This window comes from Synechococcus sp. PCC 6312 (genome assembly GCF_000316685.1).
Lineage (GTDB): Bacteria > Cyanobacteriota > Cyanobacteriia > Thermosynechococcales > Thermosynechococcaceae > Pseudocalidococcus.
On the sequence record NC_019680.1, the window covers coordinates 1,099,224 to 1,113,881 of the forward strand.

Annotated in this window: 14 protein-coding genes and 1 CRISPR repeat array; of the genes, 8 read left to right on the top strand and 6 right to left on the bottom strand. The window is 48.7% G+C overall.

From position 1 onward, the window contains the following. Positions 1-75: 75 nt before the first annotated feature. Positions 76-1,032, bottom strand: a complete 957-nt coding sequence (crtR, locus tag SYN6312_RS05440; RefSeq protein WP_015123860.1) for a beta-carotene hydroxylase — start codon at positions 1,030-1,032, stop codon at positions 76-78. Between the two features lie 287 nt (positions 1,033-1,319). After that, positions 1,320-1,724 carry a GFA family protein gene (locus tag SYN6312_RS05445; RefSeq protein ID WP_015123861.1) on the bottom strand — a complete coding sequence of 135 codons (405 nt, stop codon included), beginning with the start codon at positions 1,722-1,724 and terminating at the stop codon, positions 1,320-1,322. Positions 1,725-1,900: 176 nt separating this feature from the next. Here SYN6312_RS05445 and glyS point away from each other — a divergent pair, with 176 nt between their 5' ends. The 4 genes from glyS (at position 1,901) to SYN6312_RS05465 (ending at position 5,717) form a co-directional block, all read left to right on the top strand. After that, positions 1,901-4,069 (top strand): glycine--tRNA ligase subunit beta, encoded by a 2,169-nt coding sequence (gene glyS / locus SYN6312_RS05450; RefSeq protein WP_015123862.1) that lies wholly within the window; start codon positions 1,901-1,903, stop codon positions 4,067-4,069. Positions 4,070-4,391: 322 nt separating this feature from the next. Continuing rightward, the gene (locus tag SYN6312_RS19305) at positions 4,392-4,628 is read left to right on the top strand and encodes a winged helix-turn-helix domain-containing protein (protein ID WP_051020969.1); all 237 of its coding nucleotides are present in this window, start codon (positions 4,392-4,394) and stop codon (positions 4,626-4,628) included. Between the two features lie 123 nt (positions 4,629-4,751). Further along, the gene (locus tag SYN6312_RS19310; protein WP_371257395.1) at positions 4,752-5,195 is read left to right on the top strand and encodes a transposase; all 444 of its coding nucleotides are present in this window, start codon (positions 4,752-4,754) and stop codon (positions 5,193-5,195) included. Between the two features lie 60 nt (positions 5,196-5,255). Next, on the top strand, positions 5,256-5,717 hold the full coding sequence (locus SYN6312_RS05465; RefSeq protein WP_041430630.1) for a hypothetical protein: 462 nt from the start codon (positions 5,256-5,258) through the stop codon (positions 5,715-5,717). 143 nt (positions 5,718-5,860) lie between these two features. Continuing rightward, a CRISPR array of direct repeats spans positions 5,861-8,259; the repeat unit is 36 nt; unit sequence GTGCTCAACGCCTTACGGCATCTAAGGTAGAGGAAC. A 275-nt stretch (positions 8,260-8,534) separates the two neighbouring features. On the opposite strand, the gene SYN6312_RS05470 is transcribed toward SYN6312_RS05465, so the two are convergent. The 4 genes from SYN6312_RS05470 to SYN6312_RS05485 all read right to left on the bottom strand — a co-directional run bounded on the left by SYN6312_RS05470 (position 8,535) and on the right by SYN6312_RS05485 (position 10,928). Further along, positions 8,535-8,783, bottom strand: coding sequence for a hypothetical protein (locus SYN6312_RS05470; RefSeq protein ID WP_015123863.1), 249 nt, complete (start codon positions 8,781-8,783; stop codon positions 8,535-8,537). A gap of 134 nt (positions 8,784-8,917) precedes the next feature. After that, positions 8,918-9,877 carry a hypothetical protein gene (locus SYN6312_RS05475; RefSeq protein WP_015123864.1) on the bottom strand — a complete coding sequence of 320 codons (960 nt, stop codon included), beginning with the start codon at positions 9,875-9,877 and terminating at the stop codon, positions 8,918-8,920. After that, positions 9,874-10,452, bottom strand: a complete 579-nt coding sequence (locus tag SYN6312_RS05480; RefSeq protein ID WP_015123865.1) for a J domain-containing protein — start codon at positions 10,450-10,452, stop codon at positions 9,874-9,876. The genes SYN6312_RS05475 and SYN6312_RS05480 overlap by 4 nt, the downstream gene beginning before the upstream one ends. Positions 10,453-10,601: 149 nt before the next feature. Then, positions 10,602-10,928: a helix-turn-helix transcriptional regulator gene (locus SYN6312_RS05485; protein WP_172636038.1), complete on the bottom strand. Its 327-nt coding sequence runs from the start codon at positions 10,926-10,928 to the stop codon at positions 10,602-10,604. A 146-nt stretch (positions 10,929-11,074) separates the two neighbouring features. Here SYN6312_RS05485 and SYN6312_RS20945 point away from each other — a divergent pair, with 146 nt between their 5' ends. Genes SYN6312_RS20945 through SYN6312_RS05505 form a run of 4 tightly spaced genes read left to right on the top strand, consistent with a single transcriptional unit; the run spans position 11,075 to position 14,654 of the window. Then, positions 11,075-11,296, top strand: coding sequence for a helix-turn-helix domain-containing protein (locus SYN6312_RS20945; protein WP_015123867.1), 222 nt, complete (start codon positions 11,075-11,077; stop codon positions 11,294-11,296). Between the two features lie 9 nt (positions 11,297-11,305). Then, the gene (locus tag SYN6312_RS05495; RefSeq protein ID WP_015123868.1) at positions 11,306-13,570 is read left to right on the top strand and encodes a DNA-binding protein; all 2,265 of its coding nucleotides are present in this window, start codon (positions 11,306-11,308) and stop codon (positions 13,568-13,570) included. A 25-nt stretch (positions 13,571-13,595) separates the two neighbouring features. Continuing rightward, positions 13,596-13,880 (top strand): hypothetical protein, encoded by a 285-nt coding sequence (locus SYN6312_RS05500; protein WP_015123869.1) that lies wholly within the window; start codon positions 13,596-13,598, stop codon positions 13,878-13,880. Positions 13,881-13,931: 51 nt separating this feature from the next. Further along, positions 13,932-14,654, top strand: a complete 723-nt coding sequence (locus tag SYN6312_RS05505; RefSeq protein WP_015123870.1) for an AAA family ATPase — start codon at positions 13,932-13,934, stop codon at positions 14,652-14,654. The last annotated feature ends 4 nt before the right edge of the window (positions 14,655-14,658 follow it).

Sequence of the window (14,658 nt, forward strand, 5' to 3'; positions counted from 1 at the left end):
CAGGGATTCGCAAAACTGACACTCTGTCTTGAGTCTAGCGAACTGGCCTGGGGCAATGCCGGGTTAAATTCGATCCTAAAGTTTGACGGAACTACGTTGAGGTTCCGGATGGGATTCGGGTACGGGAATGTTCAACTGAGTGTGGGACGGAAGCGAAGTCGAGTGCGGCCAATGAATCCCAATCAGAGCATCATACAAAAAGGGGCCAACGTTACCAGGCTCAAAAATCCCGAGGGTTTGTTTACAGCCTTTGGCATCTAAAAGGGGTTTGACAGAATAGTAAGCCGGTTGGACTTTATACCAGGGAATACTGGGCCACAGGTGATGGATGAGGTGATAGTTTTGCCCCAAAATTAGGAAATTCAAAATCGGACTGGGATAAACTCGGGCATTGTGCCAGCGATTCCGTTCCACATGGGGCCTGTGGGGAAAATAGTCAAAAAATAGGCCCAACATCAAGCCCACTACACCGGCTGGGGAAAACCAGAAATTCAGTACATAATCCAGATGTCCATGCATGGCCGCCAATGTCACCACCGTAATCAACAGGCCCCGACTAATGGCCCACTCCCACAGTTCATGATTCCGCCACAGCCGCCGCTTAAAGAAGAAAATTTCATGATAGAAAAAGCGCGGGGCAATTAGCCACAACGGCCCACCCTTGGAGACATAATGATCTGGGTCATTTTCCGGATCGTTGACATGGGCGTGGTGTTGAATATGGACGCGGGTAAACACCGGAAAGACAAATCCCAACATCAGCGCACTGCCATGACCCAAGACGGCATTCACGAGGGGATTGCGATGGGCCACGTTATGGGAGGCATCATGAATGACGGTTCCGACCAAATGCAACGCCACAATATTGACACCAAAGGTACACCAGGCCGGCCAATCCCATTGAAAGTGACCAACGGTGGAGATGACGGCAAGGCTGATGGCCGCAATAAACATGACTACAGTGGGGTTAAAATCTCCCGGCGGCCCTAAAAATTCCCGGCTAATTAGGGTGCTGCTGCCTCCGTCCTTCAATCCGATACTCCTTACCGCTGATACACCAAATAGGGGATAGGCGGATCCACTCAGATTTGTAGATCTATCTCGCTAGTAGTATAAAGTAGTTGCCCCGGACAGAGGGATAGGGATCAGGGAATTTAGGAGAAAGTCAGGGTATTCTCCAAGACTCAGCCCCCCATCGCGAGTCCCACAGGCTCCCTAGGTTTACCAGATTGCAAGGTTACAGGGATTTCACTCATCCTTTCAGCCCCAAGCCTACAGGTGTCAGTTTCGTTAAGGCGCATGGCTAGGATTTAGGAGAATTAGAGAAGATTAGCAAATTTTGCCAGGATCTCTGCTTCGGTTAAATTGACAGTTTGATTCGCAAATTCATAATAGCTTGGCTTCATGTCAATAAAGATTTGCTCTGTGAACTCAAAGTTGATGCTATCTGGAAATAGACCGGCCGGTAGGAAATACTCTTGGGTTGGGAGTAACTTGTAGTAAATATGAGACCCACATTCGCCACAAAAGGCCCGTTCAGCCCAATCTGATGACTGATAGACCTTTAATTTTTCGATTCCGGCCAATTCCACATCCGTACCACAGGAAATTCCCAGAGCTGGCCCACCACCCCAGCGCCGACACATCCCACAATGACAGGCATCAAGGCTTGTTTTATCGGGTGTTTGGACGGTGATTGCACCACAGAGACACTTACCTTCCATGTCAATCTCCTGGATAATCTGGTAATTTTGGAGTTGATTTTAGCACTGACTGAAGCTGGCCTGGGTTGCTGGCACGACAATCATCCTCAAAACACTGTATGGACTTGGCGAGTCGTTGTTTGCTGGGGCCTGGGGTCACAGTAGGATAAAGGAGTTGCTGATTTCAATTCAGGTACATGGCTGCTAACTCCGACCCGCGGGCTGATTTTTTGCTGGAAGTAGGGACAGAAGAACTCCCGGCCGCGTTTGTGAGTTCGGCAATTTCTCAATGGCAACAACGGATTCCCCCGGATTTGGCGGCTCAAGGGCTAACCCCGGCCAGGATTGAAATTTTTGGAACTCCCCGGCGGCTGGCGGTTTTGATCCCAGGCCTGGAGATTCATCCCCCCGACCAAATTGAAGACATCAAAGGCCCTTCCGTTACTGCGGCCTATAAAGACGGAGAACCCACCAAAGCGTTACTGGGATTTCTCAAGTCAAAAGGGGCAAGTCTGGAGGACATTACAGTTAAACAAACCGAAAAAGGGGAATTTATTTATTTAACTCAGACAAAATCGGCTAAACCGACCGGGGAACTGCTCCAGGCCTGGGTGTTGGACTGGATTAGCAAACTTGAAGGTAAACGGCTGATGCGCTGGGGTGATGGGGATTTTCGTTTTTCCCGGCCAATTCGCTGGTTAGTCGCCCTGTGGCAAGAGCAAGTGTTACCAATCAGAATTTCTAATGGTTCCGGAGAAATTGTCAGCGGTGATTTCAGTTATGGGCATCGAGTCCTGCATCCAGGCCCCGTCAACATCACCCAGGCCAAGGACTATGCCTCAATTCTGCGGGCGGCGTTTGTCGAAGTGGAACCAACGCAACGGGAAACCTTAATCAAAGAGCAAATCGAGGCCGTAGCAAAAACAGTTCAAGGAACCGCCGAAATTCCAGATGATTTACTTGCAGAAGTGGTGCAACTCGTTGAATGGCCGACCGCGCTGTTAGGTAATTTTGAACCGGAATTTTTGCAACTCCCCCCGGAAGTGATCACAACGGTTATGGTGACCCATCAACGGTATTTTCCGGTTTACGATAAAAATAACAAACTCCTGCCCCATTTCATCACGATCAGTAACGGGGATCCGGCTGCATCCGAGACGATTCGGTTGGGCAATGAACGGGTAATTCGAGCCAGGTTAGCCGATGGCAAATTTTTCTATGATGCGGATTTGTCGCAACCCCTAGAAGCCTATTTACTCAAGCTGGAAACCGTCACCTTCCAAGATGAATTGGGGTCAATGGCGGTTAAGGTTGAACGGATTAAAACCATTGCCAGTGAGATCGCCGTTAACTTAGATTTAAACGATCACCAAAAATTGATAATTGATAAAACTGCTCAACTCTGTAAAGCGGATTTAGTCACCCAACTGGTGGGGGAATTTCCCGAACTTCAGGGCCGGATGGGAGAAATTTATGCCCAGGCCGGGGGAGAATCAGACCTCGTTGCTAAGGGGATTTTTGAGCATTATTTACCCCAAGGTGCGGGTGATGCCTTACCGACAACGATTACCGGGCAAGTGGTGGCGATTGCGGACAAGTTGGATACCGTAGTCAGTATTTTTGGCCTGGGGCGGATTCCGACGGGTTCCTCAGATCCTTTCGCTCTAAGACGAGCCGCCAATGGGATTATTAACATCATTTGGAGTGCGAAACTACCCCTAAATCTCGGTCAGCTCCTGAAGCAAACCATTAGCAACTTTACCCAGGCCTTCCCGAAAGCCACCCAAGCTGAACCCTTAACCACCCAACTCCAAGACTTTTTTGGGCAACGATTACGCTCACTTCTGCTTGATGAACAGGGAATTGATTACGACTTGGTCAATGCGGTTTTGGGTGAAGATAATCCAACCTTGATTCAACGGGGCCTGGGGGATGTGGTGGATGTCCTGGTGCGGGCAAAATTCTTACAAACTATTCGCCATGATGGCCGGATGACTCAAATCTATGAAACGGTGAACCGGGCCACCCGTCTGGCGCGTCAAGGAGATTTAGCAGCGGATTGTTTGGATGTTAAAGCGGTGATTAATCTGAAAGCCCTCAAACAACCTATCGAAACCGAGTTTTATCAAGCCCTGACTCAGCAACTCCCCCACGTCCAAACCGCCCAAGACACTTGCAACTACACCTTACTTTTGGATGCCTTGACTGCCCTTTCCCCCACCGTCAGCCGCTTTTTTGATGGCCCCGATAGTGTTTTAGTCATGGATGAAGATGCAACTATTCGGCAAAATCGGTTAAATCTTTTGGGATTAGTGAGAAATGCTGCCTCTGGCCTGGGGGATTTTGGCGCAATTGTTAAACAGTAATTCTCATGAGAGTTTGTTGAAGCAAGATGATTGATATAGTAATCCATTTTTATACATGAGATAATTAGAGCATGATTTAGATGGTCTTATGGATGAACTCAACCAATTTATTGATGCTTGTCTAGATTCAAGATAGACTAAGCGCGCTCTAGCGGCAAAAATGACACCAGAAGGATTTACGCATCAGCAGATTATGAATATCCTCCGAGTTTCATCAGGATTTTGCCACGCACGACCTTCGTCCTATACAAAGTGGAAGTAAGCTTTTTTATTGTCAGGCGTTAATGGACTAAAACTGGGCTAAAAAGGTAAAGTCGCATATTTGACAGAGGTTGAAAAACAACAGGTACTTGATTGGTTAAAGCAACAGAATTATTGGAATCTTGAAGAGTTAGAGGAGTATATTTTAGAGACATTTAACGTTGTCTATTCTGTAAAGTCTAGCCATTATAATTTTTTACATAAAGCGGGCCTATCCTGTCAAAAAGCACAGGTCACTCATCCCTTAAAAGACCGAGATCAAGTTGCTTTAAAAAAAGAGATTTGCCAGTATTTATAAACTAATCGAGTTTCAATGGAATAGAGAAAAACTGTTGTCTACTGCGTGGATCAGCGTCATCTTATTTCCGGGAATACTTGTGGATAAGCTTGAGGTAAAACGGATGAAAGAATACAGGTTCCCATCAAAAATATAAAAGAGAGGCAAACATATTATGGTGCAATTAACTATGTCACAGGTCACCTAATTGTAAAACCTTATTCGAGTGGAAATAGCCAGAATATGATTCAGTTTCTCAAAGGGATAAAGGCGATTCATCCCAATCAGAAAGTTATTGTGATTTGGGATGGTGCAGCATATTATAGCAGTCATGATTTTCGCAATTATTTACATCAAGTCAATGAAGATAAGCCAGAACAAGAATGGCCTATTCGCTGCATCAAATTAGCCCCATACGTACCGAAACAAAATCCGATTGAAGCAGTGTGGTCGCAAGTTAAAAACTTCTTGAGGAATATGTGTCACTTATTAAAGACGTTTAAGATTACTAAATGGCTGTTTGAATTGTTTTTAAGCCATTTTGTTCTCCATTCTTCTCATGTTAATATGTATGGTACGTTCTCATGAATAATTCATGTTTGCTATATAGCTGGCGATGCCCCAAACTTTGAAGACGACATACTAATTTTGCCCGCCACAAATCGATCGTATATTATTCATTCAAATAACGGGCTTTCGGGCAAAGTTTTCCTGCCACCCAACGAAGATTTCAATCCCGGAGACTGGATTGAAATTATCTATTCCTACAGGGACGACTTATTTGTCTTTGGCAATGAGCGTCAAATGATTGTGGCTGCGGAGGAATTGACCGATCTTTATTGGAACAATACCGCTTCCTCGGCTAGCGTCTTTTATTACAACCCAGACATCAAGAGATATTATGGAGCGGCATATCCAAAGCTACAAGGTGAGTCCGAAAGCTGCAAGAGTAGGGACATCGTCAAGCTTGTTTGTGCAAATATTCTGGAGCAGGTCTTCTTTTTCCCCACCACTGACTCCGATGGGGACTATACAACCAGCCCGCTCACGCCCGAAACCGTCAACGGATGCAATGTCTGGATAGCTTTTCACTACAACTCTTCGCCTTGATTAATAATTTTTGCTTATATGTGGTCGCATAATTCTGGATCAAATCTGTCAGAGAGAATGATCCAAAAATCACTGATTTTTTGATCCAGAATTACGTGACTCGTTACAAAGAAAACCAGGCAAGCCGAGGCTCGGCAACAAATGTGCTCAACGCCTTACGGCATCTAAGGTAGAGGAACCTCTTGCCGAAATGGTTGACTGGATTTGTGACAATCTGTGCTCAACGCCTTACGGCATCTAAGGTAGAGGAACATCAATACCCCAATCGGTGTTTCCACTTTATAGGAGTGCTCAACGCCTTACGGCATCTAAGGTAGAGGAACAGGAACACGCCACCGATAGGTAACAAAATCAATTTGTGCTCAACGCCTTACGGCATCTAAGGTAGAGGAACTGTGGCAGTGGTAGCCGCATTTCCATCGTCATCTTGTGCTCAACGCCTTACGGCATCTAAGGTAGAGGAACTACCCACAAAGGTCTAGGGATTTTTTAATACTCTTGTGCTCAACGCCTTACGGCATCTAAGGTAGAGGAACTTTACTAAATTCAGATGGGTGAATCATCTTTTTTGCGTGCTCAACGCCTTACGGCATCTAAGGTAGAGGAACCAGTCTGGGGAAATAGTCTCTTTGTACGAAGCTCGATGTGCTCAACGCCTTACGGCATCTAAGGTAGAGGAACATCAATACCCCAATCGGTGTTTCCACTTTATAGGAGTGCTCAACGCCTTACGGCATCTAAGGTAGAGGAACTACCCACAAAGGTCTAGGGATTTTTTAATACTCTTGTGCTCAACGCCTTACGGCATCTAAGGTAGAGGAACCCGGGAACTCAGTCACAGGATAGGGTAGCGGGATGTGCTCAACGCCTTACGGCATCTAAGGTAGAGGAACAGTCCACTCGCTCACTGACGATCAACTGATTGCCCAGTGCTCAACGCCTTACGGCATCTAAGGTAGAGGAACTTTCTTGACTGCTAACGAATCACTGACTTTATACGTGCTCAACGCCTTACGGCATCTAAGGTAGAGGAACTACTAATTATGCTAATCCCATAACCAATCGAGGTAGTGCTCAACGCCTTACGGCATCTAAGGTAGAGGAACGCTCAACGTGCCTATTTCAAAACGCGCCATCATTATGTGCTCAACGCCTTACGGCATCTAAGGTAGAGGAACGCTCAACGTGCCTATTTCAAAACGCGCCATCATTATGTGCTCAACGCCTTACGGCATCTAAGGTAGAGGAACAATAAGTGCCGGGGTATCTTGACTTCCCCAGAACTGTGCTCAACGCCTTACGGCATCTAAGGTAGAGGAACTAGTAACCCAAATTAAAGAGCTAATAAAAGAATCTTGTGCTCAACGCCTTACGGCATCTAAGGTAGAGGAACCCGGATAGCGGGGGAAATTTGGAAACTATTCACCGTGCTCAACGCCTTACGGCATCTAAGGTAGAGGAACCAGGCCAGCATTACCCGAGCGCAAAACCGGATCAGTGCTCAACGCCTTACGGCATCTAAGGTAGAGGAACCAAAATGTTAGTAACTCTATCAAAGTGCAACTTAACGTGCTCAACGCCTTACGGCATCTAAGGTAGAGGAACCGGCGGGTTGCCAGAATTGCTATGCCATCAACCAAGTAGTGCTCAACGCCTTACGGCATCTAAGGTAGAGGAACAATAGATAACCTTCAGGAAAACTCCAATTTAATACTTGTGCTCAACGCCTTACGGCATCTAAGGTAGAGGAACAAAAGGGTTTCCATTTTTGTTAACTGCGTACACTTGTGCTCAACGCCTTACGGCATCTAAGGTAGAGGAACCCTCGATTTTCGAGTACGGTCGTATTGTTTTACTTTGTGCTCAACGCCTTACGGCATCTAAGGTAGAGGAACAGTTAATCTCATCATTGAGCTTGTAGGGAATAAAGTGTGCTCAACGCCTTACGGCATCTAAGGTAGAGGAACAATTAAGGAAGCAACTCTCAAATTCTCTGCCTGGAGGTGCTCAACGCCTTACGGCATCTAAGGTAGAGGAACCAGCGACATCGGCAATAAACTTGAGTTATCAGAGAGTGCTCAACGCCTTACGGCATCTAAGGTAGAGGAACCCTCGATTTTCGAGTACGGTCGTATTGTTTTACTTTGTGCTCAACGCCTTACGGCATCTAAGGTAGAGGAACTCTGGGTTTGAGGGCAATAATGGCAATGATGGAAAAAGTGCTCAACGCCTTACGGCATCTAAGGTAGAGGAACTGTTCATCCTGGCTAATCAAAGGCTCATGAGCATGTGCTCAACGCCTTACGGCATCTAAGGTAGAGGAACACGGATGTCTTATGAAAAGCTGCTTTGGTTTATCTGGGTGCTCAACGCCTTACGGCATCTAAGGTAGAGGAACGCTATCAATGGATTTGTGATTGAGTTAGCCAAAAAAGTGCTCAACGCCTTACGGCATCTAAGGTAGAGGAACAATTTGGGAAGATGTCTCGTCAATTTCTACCCCAATGTGCTCAACGCCTTACGGCATCTAAGGTAGAGGAACTATGTAAGCAGTCATTTAATTCTGGATCAGGGGGGTTTTAGTGAAATGGGGCGAAACGTGACGCGACTAAGTGAAATAGAGACTTGCAGGCATCGGCGGCCGGTTGCCTAGAAAACGAACTGATCACGGAATTCTGGATCAACACGAAAACAAGAGTATTTCTCTGAGAGAGGTTGATCCAGAATTAAATGATCACTTTTTGGGGGGTTGGTTTTGTGGCTCTGGGTTGCTCATGGGTGAACCTTTGAGGGGTGCTTTATTGTATTGGGGCGGCGCTAATCGCTTGTAAGAAGTAGGGTTGTTAGCCTTTCGATAGACGATTCATAGTCTTCTTGGGTGTATCCTTCAGTTGCGGCTTGTTGTGAGAGGAAGGTCTCTCGGGCAAAGGCTTCGATTTCCGATGCCGTGACGTTGGTCGCCAGGGTTTTGAGGAATTCAATGATCATGGGATGGAAGCCATAGTCTTCGGATGCGTTGAGCATATCCAAGACTTCGTAGAGGTCGGTGGTGAGTTGTCGGTTCATCGTGATTCTATTTTTCTAACTATTCTAAGCCTTGCTTCCTGTCGGCATTCTTAATCGTTTTCCCCAGGCCATTAGGAAACTCGTGGCATGATTTTCCTAATGTGTTGATTTTGGCGGTTTTTGTCACCTGGAGCTTAGGCTGCGGGCTGTTTGCCCAGTGGGGTGGGCGGATATGGGGCGTAGAGCCTGGTGCGGAAGCGGTTGAGGGTTATTAGTGAGGTTCGGTATTCGGGATAGAGTTGGACGATGAAGCGGATGAGGTCGTCAATGGTGCAGGGCTGGTTCGTGCCGCCCATCCAGGCGTGGAATTCGCAGTGGAGTGCGGTGCTAATGGTGAGTAGGTTATCGAGACTGTCTTCGAGCTGGGGGTAGTGTTTGGCGTTATAGAGATGGTGAACGTCCACTTCGATTTGCCCCTTAAGCCCGGAAAAGCCGGTGATTTGACATTTGTGTTTGTCTCGCTCTAGGGCTTGCTCTTTGGCTTTGTCGATGATTTGTTTTTTGGTGAGTCCGGTTAGTTGTGGGTATAGGTGTTTGACGTTGATGACAACGGTGTTGCACCACTTTTTGCGAGCGGAATTGCTAAGGTGATCTGCTAGGAATTCGCCGATTCGATAGATGCCCGAAAGCGAGATATATGTGACTCCTTCTATGTAGGTAAAATGCTCGTCGGCTTTTAACGGTTTTTCTGATTGTTTTATTTTGCCTAAGACTTGTTGAAACGTTTTAGACTCGGTGCGAAAGATTCTGATGGTTTCTTGGATGGTGATGTAGTTGGATTTGTTGATAGTCTTGAGGCTTTGGCAGTTTTCGATGACGACTTGAGTGACCTGAGCGGATAGGTGTTCTTCTTTCTTTTGCTCAATTAACTGTTTGAGTTTGGCGGCAGCGGCTTGATTCTTGCCTTGGGCAAGGGCTTGGTAGATTATCTTGAGTCCTGGAACGAGGTAAATTCTAATCTTTTTGCCTTGATTGATGACCTTGTAATGCTCACCTGGAATGAGTTTTATTCTGTCAACTGTGGCGTTGAAATGGGCGACATGAGTACCAATGGCGATGGCGATGTCTTGGTCTTTGATTTGAAGTTCGTTCATGGGGCTTGATTGAGGCTACGGTACATCTGTTCGAGGCGTTCAAAGATGCGTCTGTTGCCTGTTTCGGTGTTGTCGGGGTGGTAGGTTTTACTGAGGCGGTAGTATGCGTCTTTGATGTCTTTTTCGGTGGCAGTTTGAGGGTCTAGGTTGAAGACTTGCCAGGGACGGAAGTAGTTAAAAATGTTCACGCCGTTGATGCACTCAGGGCCGGCTTGGTGTTCTTCGTCGGGGAGTGTGCCAATGAGGTCTCGGTAAAGCTGTTCCCAGGTTGCTTTGATGGCGTAGTTGAGGGCATCCATGCCGTCTGTGGCCATCTGAAACTTGCCGCTTTTGCGGAGGGCGGCGGTGCTGGTGACGTTGAATTTTTTGTAAAGGGCTTGTTTGAGTTGGGTGACGGTGAGGGGCTTGACAGTGGGGGGCTTGACAGTGGGGGACTTGGGTTCCTTTGGGGGTTTGGGGGGTTTGGCGAGGACTAGGTGGGCAAAAGTTTGAAGGATTTGGGGGTCGTAGCCATGATCCCGGTGCAGCCGCTCGATTTCGGCAAGGATATGCGGGGCGAGGGGCTTGGCAGGCATGAGAGCGAGGAGAGGAACTTGAATGTCGTTTTTCAGGAACTTGAATGATCTTGAAGGCTAACTTGAATGAACTTGAACGATCTTGAAGGTTAACTTGAACGTTAACTTGAAGGTTTGGTAGCTAAACCCGCATAAGTGAAACTTATCAGTTAGGCAACAGTGAGGTACTCCAACCCCTTCTCCATTACCTTGGCTAGAGAGGCTTTTGGTAAACGGCTAAGTTGCCGAATGATGGTGTCCTCATTGAACTGTGCTGCACCTTCCAGGTATTCCATCAGATCTGAGTGGGACTGTCCGGTTGCTTTTGCAATCTTCTCAAGGCTGAGAACGCTGGGGAAGTGGGTGCGGTTGTACCAGTTTTGTATTGCTGTATAGGAAATCCCGAACTCTTTTGCGAGTTCCCGCTGACTCATATTCCGTGTGCGCTGCTCTTTCTGTAGCAGACAAATTAACCGTTCGCGTGCGTTTTCGTTCATAAAGTACCCCCCTTCCAAGAGAACTGGGCGCATAGCTATATCTTACTTGTCAGACTGACAAAAGCAAGTGAAAGAGACCGAACTTGCCATATTGACAAGTAAGATTGTCGGAACTAAACTGACAAATGAACTTGTCGGATCGACAAATGCACCCAGAAGATATTAAGGCTGAATTACGGAAAAAAGGCTTTACTGGAGCGTCAATCGCCAGAAACCTGGGACTGACAAGGAGTACAGTTTCTTCTGTCGTCAGGCGCAAAGGGCGTTCTGCCAAGGTTGAGGTTGAAATTAGCAGAATCCTGGGGAAGCCCGTAGAGGAAATTTTCCCTGAGATTCCGTTGGATCGTCTTTTTTTGAAATCGAATTAGGGGTTAGCCATGTGGTTTTCCGCCCAAGAGCTAACTGGATTGCCGGGACTCCCTGGCACTGTTCAGAGCATTAATCAAAAAGCCAAGCGAGAGGGCTGGCAGTTTAGGAACCGGTCTGGCAAGGGGGGCGGGAAGGAGTATCACGTTTCTAGTTTGCCAACTGAGGCCCAGGCCCGGCTTTTGGAACTCGAAAACACACCTATATATAAGGAGAAAACCGATGAATTGTGTGGAAGTGCTTTACCAGGCTTCGATTCTGTGCTTTGTGGTGCTGACGGCGATTTTGTTGATTCGCATTGTGATTTTACTTCGAGACTATTAACCGAAGCGCCCAAAGACAAGAAAACCAGACAAGCCGAGGCTCGGCAACAGATCCTCCTGACGTTGCAGGACTATTTGACTCGGCAAAATGCGGTCGGTTTAGGCAGAGTGCGCTATTGCCGCCAGGCCTTTGTGGATGCCTATAACGATCCCCTGGCCCCCAAGGGAGAACTGAGGCTGCCCTGGTGGGTGTATGGCGAGGTCAAAAGTATTAGCTATCAAACCCTTTACTCATGGGAGTTGAAGCGGGATGTGGCGGGGGTTTCAGGGTTAGCCCGGAAACAGGGTAAGCGAACTACAACCATTGAAGCTACCCCGGAACTGAAGCAGGCCTGCTTGGATTTGCTGCTGGCTCACCCAGATATTTCGGTGGTGGGGATGTGGCATGAGATGTGCGAACGGTTTGAGGATTGCCCTAGTTTGCCGACATTGCGGCGGTTTGTCCGGGGTTGGAAGGCAGAAAACAGCGACATTTTTGATTTTGCAGACTCACGGAAAGGCTGGAGAAACCGACACATGAAGGCGTTTGGGAGCTATCGGGCAACTCGGTTTAACCAACGTTGGGAGATTGACTCCACCCTGGCTGACATTGTTTGGGAGTTGGACGACGGGTTTGGCGGCTTCCAGCGATACGCCCTAGTGGTGGCCGTGGAGGTCTATTCCCGGATGGCCAGGGTATTGGTTTGCCGAACCAGTAACAGTTTGGCGATTGCGGCGATTTTGCGGGAGTGCCTAATTGATTGGGGTGTGCCGGAGAGCGTCAAAACCGATAACGGAAAGGATTACCTGAGTCGTCACATCCTTAATATATTGAGTGTTTTGGGGATTGAGCATAAGAAATGTGTGCCATTCAATCCGCAGCAAAAACCATACGTCGAAAGATTTAACCACACGCTGAATCACGGTGCGGCGATGGTGCTGCACCCCAGATATTTGGGCCATGACGTGGTGACTCGGCAGAAAATCAGAAGCCGGGAACTGTGGCCGGAGAAGGCAAAGCGGAAGGGGGATGAGAGCGAGATTGAGGTGGTGCGGATCAATAAGAGTCTGCGGCAGATGCAGTGCTTCATTGAGGAGTGGTTGATTGATTATCACAACACCCCCCACGAAGGCCTTGGGCAAATCCGAGACGGGGCGGGGAATTTACGGCATTTGACCCCCTACGAAGCGGCGGCAAATCAACCGGCCAAGCGAATTGAGAATGTCCGGGCGTTGGATGTGTTGATGATGCCTGCACCCCAGGGTGGCTATCGGGCGACGGCTGGGAAGAAGGGGATCCGAGTGGGAAATTTGCCCGATGGGACTCCGGCTTATTACTGGCACGAGTGCTTGGTGGAGGTGGGACGGCGGTTTGAGCGGGTGTTTGTGAAGCTCGACCCGAATCCGGCGTTGATTCACCTGTTCGACAGTGAGGATTGCACCGAGTATCTGGGGGTTTGCGAGTGTTACGAAATCAGTGGAAACGACCCAATGCCGGGGATTATTGCGACGCGGCGGGCTGAGAAAGAGTCCCGAAAACTGGTGGCGGCGGCGCGGTTGTCTCGGCGGCGGCTGGAGAAAACAGAACTGACCCCAGGCCGGGAGGTGGCGTTGCTCAAGGGGCAGGGTGAAATCCATGAGACTCCGGCTCTGAAGGCGGCGGCGAATCTGCAACCTGCTCGGAACACCACGGTGATTGGGATTGGCCCGATTAAGGAGTCTGCGCCGTTGCCGTTGCCCAACCCTGGGGCCCCACGCCTGGAGCGGGAGGTGGTGATTCCCCGTGTGTTGAACCAGTGGTATGCCGGGGAGCCGGTTGATCCGGTGGAGTTGGCGTTTGTGGGGCGGCAATTTGAGCTGAATCGCGGCGGCGTGACGCTGGTTGAGTGTTTGGTGCGTGACCGGGAGGATTTTTTCAAGTTCAGACGATGGGTGCTGGCTCAGTTAAGCGAGGGAATCCAGCAGACAGGTTGATTCAAAAAAACATTAGGAGGTGGCTATGAACACAGTTGTTATTCAAATTGGCAATTCAGACGACAGGCTAAGTCAGCGTGATTGGGTGAGATTCAGGGCCCGTGTTCGGGAGGTTGTTTGTCGGTATTGCGCCCAGATCCACTTTGATGGGCACAGCAACAGTGACGCTGTTTGGCAAAATGCCTGCTTTGTTGCCGAGATTCCCGAGGGGCTGAGCGAGGTTGCCCTGAAGGACGTTTTGAGTGAAATCTCAGACGAGTTTGGGCAGGATTCGATTGCTTTCACTACTGGTACGACGGAGTTTGTCTAAAAAGAGAAACCCCTTGCGGGGCCAGTTTTTATATCTACAGGAGATCATAACGTGCAAAATATTGCGATTACAAAAAACCTGAAAAGGTTTCAGGGAGCGTTTGGGGATTTAATTGGCCGCAGTGAACGAATCCCAGGCCTTGGACTCGTTACCGGCCCGGCCGGGACGGGCAAGACGGTGGCGGCGACCCATATTTGCCACAAGCAAAATGCGATCTACGTGTTGGCGGATCCGTTTTGGACGGCCTCCTCGATGCTAGGAGCGATCCTGCACAAGTTAAGCGTCAACCCCGGTCGGGTGAGTAATGCCGAGGCGTTTCGGTTGGCCGTGGAGAGGATGCGGGACACGGGGCGGTCGCTGCTGGTGGACGACGCGGATTTTCTCTTTGACAGTTCTGACCGAAATCGGCTGGTGGAGGGGCTTCGCAGTTTGCATGACAAGTCTCAGCAGCCGGTGATCATGATTGGGATGGAAAAAATTCGCTCGAAACTCCACCGTTACCCACAAGTCTTGGGTCGGATGTCTCGGTCGGTGGACTTTGAATATTTAGACCTGGAAGACACGCGGGCGGTGTTGGAGGTGATTTGCAAGGTCAGCATCGCGCCTGACCTGTCGCAGGTGATCCACCAACGAACTAAGGGCGCGCTCCGGTTGATTGTGGTGGCAGCGGAAACCATTGAGGCGGAAGCGACGGCCCAGGGCTGGGAAGTGGTTACGGCCGATCAGTGGGGAGACGCTGTTCTCTTTACGGGTGATTCTCGGAGGGCCGCATGAGATT